The sequence below is a fragment of the Oscillospiraceae bacterium genome (assembly GCA_035380125.1).
In the GTDB taxonomy this organism is placed as follows: domain Bacteria; phylum Bacillota; class Clostridia; order Oscillospirales; family JAKOTC01; genus DAOPZJ01.
On the sequence record DAOSWV010000027.1, the window covers coordinates 1 to 15,824 of the forward strand.

The window sequence follows — 15,824 nt, forward strand, 5'->3', positions numbered from 1 at the left end:
TAGGGCTTTGCCCGTCTATGAAAAACCCCCGGTTTTACCGGGGGATATTTATTTTGGTTTTTACCTAAACGTTTTTTGGAACTGTTCGCAGTAATAGGCCACGAGTTCGTATTTGGCATCCGGAGCGATACGATGATCGGGGCAGGGGATATAACCGCCCAAGGCAACCAGTGCCTTCAGACGTTCAATCTCCCGATCAATTGCCGCTTTGTCCTGCGCAAAAACACGTTTATCCATGCCGCCGACGCCGCGAAGTTCTTTTCCGTACTTCTCACGCCAAGGAGCGATGGAGGCCTCCCAAGTGCCCACTTCGATGGGGAACATGGTATTGACGCCGTTTTCGAGCCAGATGGGGAGGAGAGCGTCGATTTTTCCGTCACAGTCGACCGAAACAATGTTTACGCCGTACTTGTGCAAAAGGTCGGTGACCTTTTTATAGTGCGGTCCGATGATTTCCTCGAAGACCGAAGGAATGACCAGCGGCCCGTTCTTGAAGCAGATATCTTCCCAAAAATGGGCGTAATCCACCGGAAGATTAAAGGAAAGCACCTTTTCGGTGACCTTGTAACAGAGATTGCAAAGCGTGTCGGCGATTTCGACATAGAGATCATAATCGTCAGCCAGCAGATAGGAGAAATGCTCGACGCCGAGCAGATTGCGCATGATACCGATATAACTTCCGAGCCTGAGTGCTTTCGGAAGATCCGGATTCCAGTTGGTAACCTGTTCGCGCACGGCTTTCTCGTCAACGCGATCGGCGCTGTATTGTAAACGCGGCAAATAAAGTTCCTCCCACGCCTCTCGATCAGTCAGCGAGGTGCCGACTTCAGAGGGGATGGAAGTGGTTCCGGGTTTGATCATGACCAAAAGGCCTTCGCTGTTGCGAATTAATTTTTGACCATTGGGTTTTTCTTCAAGCAGCTTTTCTTCAAAAGGAGGCATTAAAACGGTGTTGCCGCCGTAAGTGTTGCTCCAGTTGAAATCAAAACCAAGCTGAGACATAATTTGTTTGTCTCCGCTTCCGTTGTCGCCGTATTTACAATAGTTATCGGCCATTTCCCGGGTAATATGTCCTTGGTCGGCCCATTTCTGAACCGTCTCTCCCCAATAGCCGAATGCCACACAGGGAAGTCGATCATATTTTCCGTAATTCAGAACCGCAAGAGCTCGTTCCCTGTTTGTCATATACGAAAATCCTACTTGAGATTACCCAAGTGCTCGATGCACTTTTTGCAAACGTTCAGACCTTCGTATTCGCTCAGATCGCTCTGGCTTCCGCAGAACACGCAGGAGTTCATGTGCTTTTTCAGAATAATCGCGCCGTCGTCAACATAAATTTCGATAGGATCATGCACTTTCCAGTTCAAAGACCTGCGGGATTCGATCGGAATGACCAGTCTTCCGAGTTCGTCTAAGTTTCTGATGATGCCTGTTTCTTTCATACTTCCACACCTCACCAAGATTTGTGTATTTATTTTAACAAATCAATTGTAAAATGTCAACGAAAAATTTTTCAGGAGGAAAAATGTCGGATTGGATATGGGTCATCATGATGGTGGGCTCCATCATATACGCCATTATTACCGGTAAAGTAAGCGAAGTGGCCTCTGCCATTCCAAGCGGTTGTAAAGAGGCAGCGACGCTTTTTTTGACATTATTGGCAAATTTGTGCTTTTGGAGCGGAATTTTACAAATCGCACGCGACAGCAAACTCGATCTTCTCATCGCAAAAATATGGACGCCGTTTATGAAAATCCTATTTCCGAGAATGAAAAAGGAGAACCCCGCATATCCGTTAATTGCCCAGAATATGGCAGTAAATTTTCTAGGACTTGGCAGTGCGGCAACCCCCATGGGACTGGCCGCAATGCACGAATTGGCCGCGCAGTCGAATTACGGGGAAGACGCTTCTCCCTATATGATCCGATTCGTGTTGGTCAACACCTCGGCGGTACAGTTGATTCCGACGACTCTGGCGGCCATCCGACAGCTCTACGGAAGCAAGGAACCCTACATCATTATGCTTCCGATGCTGTGTGTATCGCTGACGGCCGTTGTGGCCGGACAACTGAGCAACGCTCTGTTTGAAAGGAGACCGCCCTGATGCTCCAATATATCAGTGTCCTGATTCTGCCGCTGTTTCTGGCGGCTGTCATTTTATTCGGCATTTTTAAAAGGGTCAGGGTTTTTGAGAGTTTCCGCCTCGGTGCGAAAAACGGCATTGACACCGCTGCATCGATTTTCCCGACTTATATCGGAATGGTTGTGGCGGTGATGGTGATGCGGGCCAGCGGAGTTCTCGACGCAATGGTCTCGTTATTTGACCCGGTGGCGAACCTGCTCAACATTCCCACGGGAGTATTACCGATCGCCCTCATGCGTCCGCTCTCGGGAAGCGGAGCCTTTGCGCTTTTGCAAGATTTGTTTTCTAAGGATGGCCCCGACAGTTTTGTCGGGAAACTGGCTTCGGTGATCGAAGGTGCGAACGAAACCACTTTTTATGTATTCTCGCTCTATTTTGCCTCCATTGGTATAAAAAAAACGCGGCAAACGCTTTTTTGTGCATTGTTTGCTGATCTGACGGCACTAATCACAGCATGTTTTTTCTCACGCCTGTTTTTCGGCGGTTGAAAAATCTCACATTTATGTTAAAATAAATAAGGTCATGAGATTATAAAAAGAACGGGGTAGAAAAATGGAACTGAGAACGCTTTACAAAGACGGGAATTATTATAAGGGCAATACGCACACACACACCACCATCTCCGACGGAGGAGGTTCTCCGTCCGAAGTCGTAAAGGCCTATCAAAATGCCGGCTATTCGTTTTTAACGCTGACCGATCACCAAATATACGGTTTCGATATCGCGTTCAATTCCAAAGATTTTCTGATTCTCCCAGGTACGGAATTGGATACGATGGTCAATGGGATCCATCATATCGTCGCCGTGGGTCATCCGGATCGGACAAAATATCAACACGAATTCCGTTTTGACAGAGAACGGATTCGCTCCCTGACGCCGCAGCAAGTCATCGATGAGGTCAATGCCCACGGTAATCTGGCCATCCTGTGCCATCCGCATTGGTCGAAGGTCGATTATGCAACCGTAAAACCGCTGCGCGGGTTGTTCGCGATGGAGATCATGAATTACGCCTGTCAGATGATGTGGCACTGCGGAAACGCGGAATTCTTCTATGACCATTTTCTCTGGGATAAAAACAATATGATGTGTGTCGCCGCTGACGATCTTCACAATATGGAGCGGGACATGTTCGGCGGCTTTATCACGGTCAAGTGTGAAAAACTGACTTATGATGCTCTGTTTGACGCAATGGAAAAGGGCAGCTTTTTCGCTTCGTATTCGCGGTTGGGCAGAACCGCTCCGACAATCCGTGATTTTTATATCAGAGACGGCGGAGTGTTTTTCGACTGTTCCCCCTGCGAGAGCGTATACTTTAAGTCCAACGGCTCGTGGAAATCGTTTTACGATAAAAACGGGGGATATTATACACATGCCGAGTGGGAACTTCATCCCGGCTGTGAATATGTTCAGGCCGTTTGTGTCGATAAAGAAGGAAACATCTCTTGGACACAACCGATCATCATTCAATAAAAGCAAAAAATGCGCGATACGGATTTTCCGTATCGCGCGTTTTCTTAAAAATTATTTCGAGACCATATATTCTCTTATCGGAAAAGCCTCGGATTGAATATTGGAGAAGGTTTCGTCCTGTGTGAGCGCGTAGTGGTAATTCTGGATATCTTCAATAGCTGTGACACGCCAGACAAAGTCACCCCAGCTGTCGAGATAAATGAAGTAATAACCGCCGTAGCTGCTCTCGATGATTGAATATTCACCTGCATTACGGCCGGTGGTATAACACCAGATCGCAACATCCTGATCCATGTCTTTAGGCAGGAAGTTTTCAATATACCCGCCGTCTTCTTCCGCCGCAGCATCGTCGGAATATTCCGCTGCAAGCGTTTTAAAGAGCTCAGCGGTTTTTCCGCCTTCGATGAATTTGGCTTGTACGGCTTGGGCAGCTGCCTGAGCTTCACTCTGAGTGGCATATTTATCGCCGATACCAAAATAAATGCTGTAGAGGTTTGTCGCCAGTGTGGGCGGGTAATTGGCGTCGACGAAATAGATGGCATAGGCGGTGCCGTCAGTTACACTGTAAATAACCTCTTTATCGCCGGGCTGTCTCGATTCATCAAACAGCCAGTTGGAGATATCGGCATCGTTGATCTCGTCGGCAGTGAAGTAATACCGCAGGGTTGCGGTTTCGGACTCGTAACTGGATTTGTCGGCCTCCGCAGCGGTCTCATAAGCCAAGTCGGCAAAAGACGCCTGATCGGTGACTTGATCGAGGAAATCATGGGCCAGTTTTTTTGCAGCACCGACATCGGTTTCAGAGTCGGAAGCCGCTTCAAATCCGTAATAATTATAGCAGGCGCCCCAGAACTGATCATTATATTCAGCCATCCAGTCGTCTAACTCGGTTTGTTCTACGGTGTAGCTGTTAAGGAGATAATCGTTGTAATGGTCGGCAATGTAGATGTGTTCAAGGGCGGTACGCAGATTCTCTTTATTGCAGCTGGTGCCGAACATCAGGTGAATAAATTGCTCATCGCTGACGCCGTTATCTTGGGCGTTTGTTGCGATCGTATCTTCGAAAAAGCTGTCAATGCCCTGTAGGTCGCTTTCAGTCAGTGTAAAGCCCATTTCCACGGCTTTTTGATAGGCCACCATAATGGTCTCGACATAGTCATCGGTCTGATCGATAAAATAGTCCTGCCAAGTCATATCTTCATCGGTGGTGAACGAGGACGGACATTGCTGTTTGGCAAGGTCTTTTGTGGTATCAAGCGTATCCGAGTCTAGGTAGCTGCCGTAATATTGATAGAAATACTGAACGGTTGTCCAGTAGTTAAAGTTGTATTCGGACACGGGGACTTTTATGCCGTTGACCGTCATAGCGGTGGCGTTCGCAAAATACCACGACGGACTCCAAAGGAGCGTTGCGCCGAAGGCGAGCAATACGACCAGCACACAGCTGACCACGGTGATCATAGTGCGCTGGGCTTTTGAAAGAGCCGCCTGACGTTTCTTTTTCGGTTTTTGGGGACCGTAGTTTTTCAGGTCATTTGAAAATCCGTTATTAGCGTCAGTGTTTTCGGGATTGGTAACCTGACCTTCAATAACCGATTCTTCTGTTTTCTTGGGTTTTTTAAACATATACAAGCCCCTTTCAGTAATGGACGCACAGATTATAAGTGAAGATTGTGATTCTTAAGTGATGGCATTTGCAGGGACGACGAAGTTTAATTTCAACGGTTCGATGTGTATCTTTATGGTTTTCTCGGTGAAAATATCGCCGTCAATACAGATGCGCAGCGGTTCTTCAGAGAAGATCTCAATCTCTTTGACGTTCTGGTAGGTTAAAATGCCTTTAAAAGCAGGATGTGTCAGATGAACTCCGTCTTTATATTTGCCGATCAGCTTCAGTACTTTCGCTCTCGATACCTTATTGACAAGGCAGATGTCGAGAAGTCCGTCGTCAACTTTGGCAAGCGGTGCCGCTTTATAACCGCCTCCGTAGTATTGGCCGTTTGCGATGGCAATCAACATATAATTTCCGGCCACGTCTTTTTTGCCGTCCAGACGGATTTTCAGCTCATTTCCGAGCTTTCCGAACAAGCTCTTTAAAACGCCGAACAGGTAGGGCATAGAACCCTTCATCAAGGGCAGGCGTTTGAACTCCTGCATATAGTACGCAGCGACAGAATCAATGCCGATATTGCAGATGTTCAGGCAGCGGTGGTCATCCACAATCATAAAATCCACTTTTTTGGAGGGGAACGTCAGTATTTGATCGATATCAAGCAGTTGTTCGCGGGGAATTTTCAACGTCTTGATAAAATCGTTTCCGGTTCCGCAGGGTACGCAGCAGATTTCGGTGTTTTCGAAATCGGCGATGCCGGCGAGTACATCGTTGAGCGTACCGTCGCCGCCTACGGCATAAACCCGGCTTTTTTCACCCTTTGAAGTGGCATTTTTCACGAAATTGATCGCGCTTTGTTTGCTTTCGGTGAGATGGACGACAAAATCGGCTTTTGCTTTTTTGCAGGCCTCTTCAATCTTCGGAATCAATTTAACCGGACGGCCTTTTCCCGCCGTCGGGTTGATAATAAAATAGTGGGTCACTTTTTTACGACCTCCGCGCATGAATTAAGTGGAATTATAGCATAGTGGATTTTTTTTTGCAACAATGACAAAAGGTCGAAAAGCAAATGTGCGGGAATATCCAATATCATAATTCCCGCACATCTTCTTTAATTAAATTCAAGGCATCGTTTTCGCCATAACCGCTCGTAATCCCGGTGCGGAACAATACGTTTTGCAAGTTCGGATGGACTGTGAATGCCCTCTTCATCGCACCATCCGATATCCATTCGATACGCTGAGAAATCAAGCATGTCTGTATCCCGGTAAACGGGAACGGTCTCCCATCCCGCGAGATGTGCGGCAACGGTACGGGTATGTCCGTCAGTCATGACGGTACGTCCATCCAATTCAATCACCGGAATCGGGTTAAAGTTCTCCCGACTTTTCGGATCGAACCACTCTTGAACATTGCGCAATTTACCCTCGCTAACCCAGAGCTGACTGGGTTGAAGTTTTGCAAGCGGCAAATCGAAAACTAATTCATTGTCCGGTTTATACCGTTTTCGCTCGAAATACTCCTGACGGGTCAGCCGGTAATGAAACTGATATTTACCTTTTTGGGGCTGCGGTAAATCCTCCGATAAAACCGGCGTATAGCCGTGCTTTTCCCACATGCGGCGGGAGCGGACATTATAATCCTCACAGAAGCAGTGAAGAACATCGATATGCTCGCCATTAAAAGCGAAATCGATCATCATGCCGATGAATTGGGTTCCGATGCCCTTGTTCCAATACGCTTTTTCGCCGATCGCCATATCAATGCGGCGCACGTCGGTGGTTTCGGAGTACATTGCTTTTACATACGGAAGATTCATCTTTTGCAGCCAGCATTCGCCGATCGGAATGCCGCCCACCTCTACGAGAAAGCAAAAGGCGTTTTGTGATACGCCGCCGTAAATTTTATGTACGGTGTCAGGTCCGTAGGAGAGACTGCGGTTGTCTGTTCCACCCTCGGTCCAATACAGTACCTCCGGGTCGGCGTTCCATTTGTATAAGCAGGGCAAATGCTCGTCGGTCAGGGGATGTAGGATGATTGCGTCGTCATTCCCCCCGTAAAGGGTGATGTCATGTGATTTGATGATACTCATAACGTTCATCCCTTCTTTTTCGCCGCAAGGCAAATCCAATTCGGCAGCGCCGCCATCGGGTTGTTGTGCCAGTCAAACATGCGGTCGACCTCTTCGCGGGTCGCGGTTACACCTTTCAATTTATCCTCCAAACTGATCCAGAACGGCCAGTCGTAATCCTTTTCGGCGTACATCTCCTCGACGTGCGTCAGACGCAATCCCGCGTCGAGTATGGCGTTTTGGATGTCCATCACCCGCCAGCCGAAGGTGGTTTCTTCCTCGCTCTCAAACGGACCGGTGGCGTCGTAGGGCTTTTTGATTTTTACCTGGGCATCGAACGGACGCAGAAACGGGTGAATCTCGTACATGATATAAATTCCGCCCGGTTTCAGAATGCGGTAAATGTTGCGATACATGCTGTTCAAATCATCGATCCAGACATGCACACCGTTCGAGGTGTAGACGAAATCATAAGTACTGTCCGAAATGCCGTCCAGCTTCATGGTGTCGGCGCAGACAAACTCAATGGATTTATCCCACCCATATTGTTTTGCGACGCGTTCGGCGTTGGCAAGCTGGTTTTCCGAGATGTCGCAGGAAGTCACTGTTGCCCCAAGCATGGCAAACGCGAACACCGCGTGATTGTCACCGCTGGACGGCACGCAGATGCGTTTCCCGCGCAAGTTTGGAACATATTTTTTGATAACCTCCCAAGTCGTATGGTGAAATGCGTTTGCGGGATTTGTAAGAATGCGGTTCATGAATTTCTCGGAGTGGTTGAGCGCCGAGTACGCCGCAGCGCCTTTGTTCCAGCTGATTTTGTTTTTCTCTGGCATACTTTTATCTCCTATTTATTATGTTTATTTTGATTTGATTGCTACGACAATCCAATGTCCGTCGTCCTCCCTCCACGGCTCTTTATCGCGGTTTTTGTATTCGGCTTTGACTTCGAAGCCGCATTCTCGGAGTGCGGAAAGCCATTCCGCCCGTGAATATCTCTGCAAATAAAAATTATGATCGAACTGCTCCTTCCTGCCGTCGTTATATTCGGTATAAACGGTTTGCGAGATGTAACACCGCCTGGTTTTCGCTTCATTGCGGGTGATCCCTGTTTTATATACCGTTCGGTCGGGATACGGATTGTTTTTGACGCGGAATGTCTCCAATCCCGTTTGGCTGTCATACGCACCGATAAACTCTTCGAGGATTAAATATCCGCCGTCGCGCAGATGATTGTTGATACAAATCAACGCTTTTTTCACTTCGTCCATCGAATGAATCCATCCCATTTCGGCAAAAGCGCAGACGTCAACCGGCTCAATATCAAAATTGAAATCGGTTGCGTCGCCGACGAACAGATTCAAATTCTTAATGGAGCCGAAGCGTTTTTTGCCTTCCTCGATCATTTCGGGCGTGATGTCAAAAGCGGTCACTCTCATACCGCGTTGTGCCATGTACGCACCCAAATGCCCCCACGCGCACATCGGGAGGAGGATGCTGTTCCCATATTGCTTCGCGAAGTGATAGCTGCTTTCGTCATTCGGCGCCCGCTCGTGATCGAGATTGCCCCAATCCCAATACTGTGCGTGTTTTGCGTAATTTCCGATATTGTCTTTCATAAATAAATTCCTCCGTAACTTTTTATATTTTCTTTTCAAATACCATCTGGGTATAACAGCCGGGAAGCGTGTTTTCATATCTGCGCTGCAACTCCCGGTCGGCAGCGGGCAGTTCGAGATAAACCTGATTGATTGTCCCGCCATATACATTTGTGTGATGAACTCGGTATTTTGTATTTAGCGAGAGCAGTTTCTCAATACTGTTTTCTTCGGATTGTATCAACAATGTGCCGGTATAACCGAGCTTTTCGTAAAAGCCCTCTGCGGTTTCTGCAGCACCGAGACAGAGATGGTGAATCCCGTGGCGAAGTGCCCGCTTTTCAAGCAGCAGTATCATATTTCGGGCAATACCGTGTTTGCGGAAACACTCGTCGACGGCCACCGGACCTACCGTGACACTGACGCCGCGTTCCACTCTGCCGAACACAATGCCGATCACCTTGCCGTCCGATTCGGCAAACAGCATTAAGTCGTCGTATGTTTTGATGCGTTCCAGCCATTTTTCGCGTGTGTAGTCGGGCGCATCGGAACGGGTACCGAAAATCTTCATATTAAATTCCAACGCCGCATCAAGTTCCTGTTCCGTTGTGACATATTTGATGATGTAATTCATATTTACCATCCTTCTTAAATAAATATTGAGGGAGTAAATTCTGCCCCTCATATGTAAATGAAAAGACCGCGGACAAAGCGTCCGCGGTCTATAAGCTCAATCTTTATTTTACCGGCAAGACAGAACACAAAACAAAGCGCTTAAAAAGCACTGCTTTTGCATGATCTTGCCGGCAAACCTCAGAGATTCTTCTCTTGATTCAGCTCCGCACAACGTCTTGCCGGACATTCTCCACTTGGACGGAGCAGGCCAGTGTATCGGCCCTGAAAACAGTTGCAAAAAACAATGTTAAGTCCCCCTTAGGAATTTCGATTCCAGTATAAAGGATTTTTAATAAAAATTCAAGTATAATATTGATGCGATGCAAAAATTTCAACCGCAAGTAGATTAATATATTACGGCAGAGTATTGAAATGATTTAAATAATTTGTTAAAATTTTCATTAATAGGGCGGTGAAAGTATTGTTTTTCAGGCAGGCGTTCCATCATATTTTCCGTTCAAAAAAGAAATCGGTCTCGCTGTTTCTCATATTGTTTTTCATCACGCTGATCCTCTGTTTGGGAATCAGCGTCTCGTCGAGCATTTCCGAATATCTCGAGAGTTGCAGAACCGGCTATACAACAATCGGCCTTTTTGAATATATGGGCACCGAATACCCCGATGACACGGTCTATGATCCCGGTACGGCGGATGCGGCTGCGCAGCTGGACACTGCGGCCATCGAAAGCAGCCCCTATGTCGAGAAATGGGACAGCGCCTCCGGTGCACTCGGTTACGTCGAGGGATATACCCGCTTTGACGATTTGGTCGCGTACCGCACCAGAAACGTCTCGGTCGTCAGAGTCATCGGGCGCAATTCCACCGGCACATACGACGCCATCGTCATCGAATGCCTGTATTCCTATTATAACAGGGCCAATATCGGGATCATTATCACGAGCGACATTGAATTGACCGAGGGCCATTATTATCTGCTGCACAGCGAATATCGTTTAGGCGTTACCTCCTATAAACATGCCACGCTGATCCCGTATGAAAACGGGAGCGGCGGGATATCCGTCGGCATCGGGGACTTGTGCAAGGACGTGACGAACGCGGACGGCGGGTATACGCTGCCCGAAGAGAGCATTTTATTTGATATCGCCGAGACCTACCGCACCGTCAATAACAGCGTGACCGTGTTTGCGACCTCCGATCTGGATTCGCTCTATCCGTTCAACCAGCAAAAACTCTCATTGACGCAGGGCAGGGCGTTTACGCAGGAGGAATACGACAGCGGTGCAGACGTCTGCATCGTCTCGGAATATGTCGCCGAAAAGCTCGGGATCTCGGTCGGCGATACGATCGATCTCTCGATCGCGGCGGCGGAAAATTGCAGCCTTTACGACAGCTATTGGAGCGTCGACGGATTCGACAGCGAACGAATTTATACCGTTGTCGGGCTGACCAACACGCAAAACGATATGCGCCATTATGTCTTTATTCCGAAAAATGATACGCTCGGGATGACGGACGGATATTTTATCTACGCATTGGGACAGGCGGTCATTGATAACGACAGCGCCGACGAATTTTATGCGCGGTTTTCGCAAAATCTGCCGGATAGGGTGCGGCTGTTGATCTATGACCAGGGCTATGCCGCCGTGACAAAGCCGTTTTCCGATATTCTGCATACCGCCGTCATTATCACAAGCGTCTGTGCCGCAGTGGGGCTTGCGGTGATTGTATTGCTCGGATTTTTATTTGTGCAGCGGCAGAAAAAAGCGGCTGAGGTGATGATACGCCTCGGCGCAGGCCGGAAAAACGTATACGCCTATCTGGTTTGGGGTGCGGGTCTGACGGCGGCAGCGGCTTGTCTTGCCGGAGGGCTTGCGAGTTGGCTGCTGTCGGGCAGAAGCGCCGCCATCGTCAGCCGATTGGCCGAAAACCGCGCTTATTCCGAACTGCTATACAGCAACAGCAATCTCTCGCTCTCCAAAACGCTGGCGTTCACCTCCGATACGGACCCGTGGATTTTCGCGGCTGTCGGCGGCTGCGTGCTGCTGCTGTCGGTGATCGCCTGTTTCGGATTTGCCGCGGCGGCGTTGGCGCACCCGCATAAAAAGAAAAAATCAAACCGCACCGCAGCCGGTCCGAGACGTTCTGCGGCTCTTTCGGGCGGCGCTTTAAAATACGCCGGGCTTTCGATCGTTCGGGGCGGATTCCGATCTGCTGTGCCGGTGTTGTTGGCGGCCTGTGCGGTTTTACTGATGTTTCGGCTGATCCATATATCGAATACGAATAAAACGCAGCTGGCGGATATTTATGAGAGTACGACGGTCAGCGGCACATTTACCGATATCAACGGGACCGAATTAAAAGGATTATCGGTCGAGGGATATATCGTCAACGAATTAAATCGCTCAAACTATGTTTCCGACCTTTGCGTCACCAAATGGATGAATTTCTCGTTTGTGTGTCCCGTGACGGTCAACGGCGAAGCGGTCGAAATCAAGGAACTTGTGATACCGTCCAAAACCAGTTATTCATACGAGACCTTCATGAACAATATGAAGCAGGGTCCTCTTCTGATCATGACCAATGATTTTTACAGCGCTCCGGAATTCTATTACAGCTCGCTGGTGAATACCGAATTTTCGGACGGATACGATGCCTCGGTTTTTGCGCAGGAACTGAGCGGCGATTACATGCCGTGCATGGTCTCCACGGATTTGATGGCGCAATACGGTGTTTATCTCGGGGATATCATTCGGATTGCGGTGTTTGCGGACGGCGATCCGGTGATGGTGGATATGATCGTGATCGGCAGTTACGTCAAGGACGGGGTCAAAGATAACATCTATTGCCCGTTGGCGTTTTACATATCTCCCGCAGAGATTTTCGATACATCTGGCGAGGCGGAACACAGCAAATATTATGCGTATACTTTTGACAGTGTGTCGTTCACTGTCAAAGACAGCGCCGAACTGACGGCGTTCAAGACTTGGCTTTCAAACGCCGGATATTCCACCGTGAATCACATCGGAGCGGTTCGGTGCTTTGTCGTTCTGGACGACCGGGTGCTGCTGAACACCGCGCGATCACTTCAGCAGCGAATCCGATATACCGACACATTGTTTGCACTGACCTGTGCGCTGACGGAGCTGCTCGGGTTTGTGACGGCCTATATCATGGCTTTGATGCGTCGGGACGAACTGGCGGTCATGCGGTCTCTGGGAACGCCGAAGCGAAAAGCGTTTTTATCGCTGTTTGCCGAACAGATGATTTTATGCCTGCCGACGGTATTGATTATGGCGGGAGCCGCTGTTTTACTTAGCGGGTTTGATATCATATCGCTGCTGCTTGCCGCCGGATTTGCGGTTTGCTGGCTGGCGGGTTCTGCGGTTTCTATCGCCCGGCTCAATGCGGACAAGGCGATTTTATTGACACGAAAAGACGAATAATCGGGAGGGAACGATATGGCGATCATCGAATTGAAAAACGTCAGTTACGGGTACGGCGCCAACGAGCGGGATAATGTCCTTTGCGATGTGTCCTGTACCTTCGAGTGCGGGAAAATCTACGCGGTTGCCGGAAGGTCGGGCAGCGGCAAGAGTACGCTGCTTTCCATGATGGCGGGGCTGGATCTGCCCGATGCGGGGCAGGTGCTGTTTGAGGGCGAACCGACGGACCGATTGGACCGAGACCTCTACCGGCGTCAAAAAATCGCCATTATTTATCAGGACTTCAGCTTGTTCCCGCTGCTGACGGTTTTGGAAAACATCATGTATCCGCTGGAACTGTGCGGCACGGATGCCGTAACAGCCAAAAAAACGGCTGCGGAACTTGCGCGGAAAGTCGCATTGCCCGATGAACTCTTTGACCGGTATCCGTCGAAAATCAGCGGCGGCGAACAGCAGCGCGTCGCAATCGCAAGGGCGCTGACGATGGATCGGAAATTGATCCTTGCCGACGAACCCACCGGAAATCTGGACAGCGAAAACAGCGCCGCTATCATCGATATTTTATCGGAGCTTGCCCACAAAGACGGCAGATGCATCATCATCGTAACGCATGATTTGACCGTGATGGAACGTGCCGACACGGTTTACCGAATCGCGGACGGCAGGTTGATTTCGGTTTAAAAATCGCTTATAATTGTATTCAAATACACCGAAAGGAACGAAACTATGTATTCCATGAAGGATAAAATCGTTTTAATTACAGGGGGTTCCCAAGGATACGGGAAAGCCATGGCGAAAAGATTTGTAGAAGGCGGCGCGACCGTTATCATCGCCGCAAAAAACCTCGGTAAATTGGAAGCGGCAAAGCAAGAGACCGGATGCGCGGAACTTTTTTCGATGGACGTCACTTCTCCTGCCGACTGGGAACGGGTAAAAAAGTTTATCGAAGAAAAATACGGGCGTCTGGACGTGTTGATCAACAATGCCGGCGGCGGTGTTGCGATCAAAGAGGTCACCGAGCAGAGCATTGAAGAGATTGATACAGCGATCAAACTGAACCTGAACAGTGTGATTTACGGAAGCCGGGCTTTTGCGGAGATGATGAAAACGCAAAAGAGCGGCACGATTCTCAACGTGTCCTCGGTCTGCGCCAAAGAGGCGTGGTCGGCGTGGTCGGTCTATGCTTCGGCGAAGAGCGGCGTATTGAACTTTTCAAAAGGGCTTTATGTGGAATTGAGACCTTATAACGTGCGGGTGACGACATTGATACCGGCTGCGGCGAATACGGGTTTCAACGGCAGCGCCGGAATCGGAGAAGTTCCCCGCCTGCTGAAGCCGGAGGATATCGCGGAACTCACCTACGACATCTGCAAGATGCCGAATCATGTCGTGGTGGAAGAAATCACGATTTGGGGGATCGATCAGGAGGTCAATCCGCTGTAAATGAAAGTCGAACGGATTAAAACCGATGTCGCCGTTGTCGGCGCCGGCATGGCCGGGTGCGGAGCCGCCGCCGTTTTGGCGAAAAGCGGTTTGACTGCCGTTGTCATTGAAAAGCAGGGCAGAATCGGCGGAACGGCGGTCGCCGCCGGCGTGAATAATTTTGAACCCGGCGTCAGTGCGGGTGAATGCCATCGTCTGCTGGCCGAACGGCTTATAGCGGCGGGCAAAGGTCAGGTTCAGGAGTCGGTCAAAGAACTCCCGTGTGCGCAGACCGGGGAGTTTTGGGGTCTGTCGGTGAAAAGCGCAGACGGCTATGAAGCCACCCTGCGGCGTTCCGGTTTGACGCGCGGTGAATGGCGGCGTTTTGTCTTTGACGACGAGGCGATGGAAACCGAACTGCGCAACTTGATTAAATCCGATCGGGTCACATTGCTGACGGACACCGAATTTGCGGATTGCGATGTACGCAATCACCGAATCGAAACCATCCGATGCCACCGAAAAGACGGCACGGTTTTGGAAATAACCGCCCGCCGGTTCATCGATGCCGGCGGGGAAATTGAGCTTGCCCGAAAAAGCGGCTGTAAAGCCACTAAGCTTGCCGAGAGTCGGGACGTTTATAACGAGCCCTCAGCTCCCGATCAAGCCGCCGAAAAACTCAACGGCGTTACCTATGTCTTTCAACTCTCAAAAAGCCTTGAAAAACAATTAGAAAATCCTCTTTCAAGTTTTTCGGATCAAACCGAACAGTGGCTGAAGGAAGCGAAAGCCTGCGGTTTTTGCTCATTTATTGTGACCAAACCCGACGGGGATTTGAATGTGAACATGCTGCCCACAATGGCGGGAGATGAATATTTTGCCGACGGGGAGGCCGCCCGGCAAAACTGTCTTGAACGGGTTTATCGTTATGCGGAGTATCTGACGGAACATCCAGCGTTCAAAGGGTATCATCTGTCAAAAATTTTCCCGTTTCCGGGTATCCGCGAACATTGGCGGCTCGTCGGGAAAACGGTTTTGACCCAAAACGATATTTTAATCGATTTCAGAAAGCATCCGAATCGGGCGGATTTTATCAGTATCGCCGACCACCCGATGGACATTCACGGCGAAAACGGCATCTGTGCCAAAGTGGACAATCCATACGGGATTCCGTACAGCTGCTTGCTTCCGAATGAAATATCGAATCTGCTTGTCGCGTGCCGGGGCGCCTCTTTTAGCCATCTTGCGGCATCTTCGTGCCGGCTGAGCCGGACAATGCTGTCACTGGGCGAATCGGCGGCGCTGGCGGTGATTCAGGCGGCAGAGCGGGGAATCGAATTGGAAAACGTAAATCCGGAACCCATTTTTGAAATTAACATCAAAGACGAATTGATTCAATAGAAAAACGCCAGCTTTTCGGCTGGCGTTAA

15 protein-coding genes are annotated in these 15,824 nt (G+C 49.3%); 7 read left to right on the forward strand and 8 right to left on the reverse strand.

Annotated elements, in window-relative coordinates; translation table 11 throughout:
- Nucleotides 1-60 precede the first annotated feature (60 nt).
- Both PK629_10610 and PK629_10615 read right to left on the reverse strand, forming a co-directional pair.
- Nucleotides 61-1,185, reverse strand: a complete 1,125-nt coding sequence (locus PK629_10610) for a hypothetical protein (GenBank protein ID HOP11931.1) — start codon at nucleotides 1,183-1,185, stop codon at nucleotides 61-63.
- An 11-nt stretch (nucleotides 1,186-1,196) separates the two neighbouring features.
- Nucleotides 1,197-1,442 (reverse strand): AbrB/MazE/SpoVT family DNA-binding domain-containing protein, encoded by a 246-nt coding sequence (locus tag PK629_10615; GenBank protein HOP11932.1) that lies wholly within the window; start codon nucleotides 1,440-1,442, stop codon nucleotides 1,197-1,199.
- Nucleotides 1,443-1,525: 83 nt separating this feature from the next.
- Here PK629_10615 and PK629_10620 point away from each other — a divergent pair, with 83 nt between their 5' ends.
- The 3 genes from PK629_10620 (at nucleotide 1,526) to PK629_10630 (ending at nucleotide 3,613) form a co-directional block, all read left to right on the forward strand.
- Nucleotides 1,526-2,104, forward strand: a complete 579-nt coding sequence (locus tag PK629_10620; GenBank protein HOP11933.1) for a spore maturation protein A — start codon at nucleotides 1,526-1,528, stop codon at nucleotides 2,102-2,104.
- Nucleotides 2,104-2,631 carry a spore maturation protein gene (locus tag PK629_10625; protein ID HOP11934.1) on the forward strand — a complete coding sequence of 176 codons (528 nt, stop codon included), beginning with the start codon at nucleotides 2,104-2,106 and terminating at the stop codon, nucleotides 2,629-2,631. Before PK629_10620 ends, PK629_10625 begins: the two co-directional genes overlap by 1 nt.
- A 64-nt stretch (nucleotides 2,632-2,695) precedes the next feature.
- Nucleotides 2,696-3,613 carry a hypothetical protein gene (locus tag PK629_10630; GenBank protein HOP11935.1) on the forward strand — a complete coding sequence of 306 codons (918 nt, stop codon included), beginning with the start codon at nucleotides 2,696-2,698 and terminating at the stop codon, nucleotides 3,611-3,613.
- Between the two features lie 51 nt (nucleotides 3,614-3,664).
- Here PK629_10630 and PK629_10635 read toward each other — a convergent pair whose 3' ends face one another.
- The 6 genes from PK629_10635 to PK629_10660 all read right to left on the reverse strand — a co-directional run bounded on the left by PK629_10635 (nucleotide 3,665) and on the right by PK629_10660 (nucleotide 9,528).
- Nucleotides 3,665-5,239 carry a peptidylprolyl isomerase gene (locus PK629_10635; protein HOP11936.1) on the reverse strand — a complete coding sequence of 525 codons (1,575 nt, stop codon included), beginning with the start codon at nucleotides 5,237-5,239 and terminating at the stop codon, nucleotides 3,665-3,667.
- A gap of 54 nt (nucleotides 5,240-5,293) precedes the next feature.
- Entirely contained in the window at nucleotides 5,294-6,208 is a 915-nt protein-coding gene (locus PK629_10640) for a diacylglycerol kinase family lipid kinase (protein HOP11937.1), read from the reverse strand.
- A gap of 128 nt (nucleotides 6,209-6,336) precedes the next feature.
- Entirely contained in the window at nucleotides 6,337-7,317 is a 981-nt protein-coding gene (locus PK629_10645; GenBank protein HOP11938.1) for a GNAT family N-acetyltransferase, read from the reverse strand.
- 5 nt (nucleotides 7,318-7,322) lie between these two features.
- On the reverse strand, nucleotides 7,323-8,132 hold the full coding sequence (locus tag PK629_10650; GenBank protein ID HOP11939.1) for a methyltransferase domain-containing protein: 810 nt from the start codon (nucleotides 8,130-8,132) through the stop codon (nucleotides 7,323-7,325).
- Between the two features lie 24 nt (nucleotides 8,133-8,156).
- Complete coding sequence (locus PK629_10655; GenBank protein HOP11940.1) at nucleotides 8,157-8,915, reverse strand: class I SAM-dependent methyltransferase; 759 nt, start codon at nucleotides 8,913-8,915, stop codon at nucleotides 8,157-8,159.
- Between the two features lie 22 nt (nucleotides 8,916-8,937).
- Nucleotides 8,938-9,528, reverse strand: a complete 591-nt coding sequence (locus tag PK629_10660) for a GNAT family N-acetyltransferase (GenBank protein HOP11941.1) — start codon at nucleotides 9,526-9,528, stop codon at nucleotides 8,938-8,940.
- Between the two features lie 462 nt (nucleotides 9,529-9,990).
- Between PK629_10660 and PK629_10665 the strand changes: the two genes are divergently transcribed.
- Genes PK629_10665 through PK629_10680 form a run of 4 tightly spaced genes read left to right on the forward strand, consistent with a single transcriptional unit; the run spans nucleotide 9,991 to nucleotide 15,795 of the window.
- Nucleotides 9,991-12,972: an ABC transporter permease gene (locus PK629_10665; GenBank protein ID HOP11942.1), complete on the forward strand. Its 2,982-nt coding sequence runs from the start codon at nucleotides 9,991-9,993 to the stop codon at nucleotides 12,970-12,972.
- 15 nt (nucleotides 12,973-12,987) lie between these two features.
- Nucleotides 12,988-13,653, forward strand: a complete 666-nt coding sequence (locus PK629_10670) for an ABC transporter ATP-binding protein (GenBank protein HOP11943.1) — start codon at nucleotides 12,988-12,990, stop codon at nucleotides 13,651-13,653.
- A 45-nt stretch (nucleotides 13,654-13,698) separates the two neighbouring features.
- Nucleotides 13,699-14,415 carry an SDR family oxidoreductase gene (locus PK629_10675; protein HOP11944.1) on the forward strand — a complete coding sequence of 239 codons (717 nt, stop codon included), beginning with the start codon at nucleotides 13,699-13,701 and terminating at the stop codon, nucleotides 14,413-14,415.
- Nucleotides 14,416-15,795 (forward strand): FAD-dependent oxidoreductase, encoded by a 1,380-nt coding sequence (locus tag PK629_10680; GenBank protein HOP11945.1) that lies wholly within the window; start codon nucleotides 14,416-14,418, stop codon nucleotides 15,793-15,795. It begins immediately after the preceding gene.
- The last annotated feature ends 29 nt before the right edge of the window (nucleotides 15,796-15,824 follow it).

Bases quoted from the DNA above. Each gene is read 5' to 3' on its own strand.
- PK629_10660 (HOP11941.1), bottom strand. From the start codon at position 9,528: ATGAATTACATCATCAAATATGTCACAACGGAACAGGAACTTGATGCG.
- PK629_10625 (HOP11934.1), top strand. From the start codon at position 2,104: ATGCTCCAATATATCAGTGTCCTGATTCTGCCGCTGTTTCTGGCGGCT.
- PK629_10675 (HOP11944.1), top strand. From the start codon at position 13,699: ATGTATTCCATGAAGGATAAAATCGTTTTAATTACAGGGGGTTCCCAA.
- PK629_10680 (HOP11945.1), top strand. From the start codon at position 14,416: ATGAAAGTCGAACGGATTAAAACCGATGTCGCCGTTGTCGGCGCCGGC.
- PK629_10670 (HOP11943.1), top strand. From the start codon at position 12,988: ATGGCGATCATCGAATTGAAAAACGTCAGTTACGGGTACGGCGCCAAC.
- PK629_10630 (HOP11935.1), top strand. From the start codon at position 2,696: ATGGAACTGAGAACGCTTTACAAAGACGGGAATTATTATAAGGGCAAT.
- PK629_10655 (HOP11940.1), bottom strand. From the start codon at position 8,915: ATGAAAGACAATATCGGAAATTACGCAAAACACGCACAGTATTGGGAT.
- PK629_10650 (HOP11939.1), bottom strand. From the start codon at position 8,132: ATGCCAGAGAAAAACAAAATCAGCTGGAACAAAGGCGCTGCGGCGTAC.
- PK629_10620 (HOP11933.1), top strand. From the start codon at position 1,526: ATGTCGGATTGGATATGGGTCATCATGATGGTGGGCTCCATCATATAC.
- PK629_10615 (HOP11932.1), bottom strand. From the start codon at position 1,442: ATGAAAGAAACAGGCATCATCAGAAACTTAGACGAACTCGGAAGACTG.
- PK629_10645 (HOP11938.1), bottom strand. From the start codon at position 7,317: ATGAGTATCATCAAATCACATGACATCACCCTTTACGGGGGGAATGAC.
- PK629_10610 (HOP11931.1), bottom strand. From the start codon at position 1,185: ATGACAAACAGGGAACGAGCTCTTGCGGTTCTGAATTACGGAAAATAT.
- PK629_10635 (HOP11936.1), bottom strand. From the start codon at position 5,239: ATGTTTAAAAAACCCAAGAAAACAGAAGAATCGGTTATTGAAGGTCAG.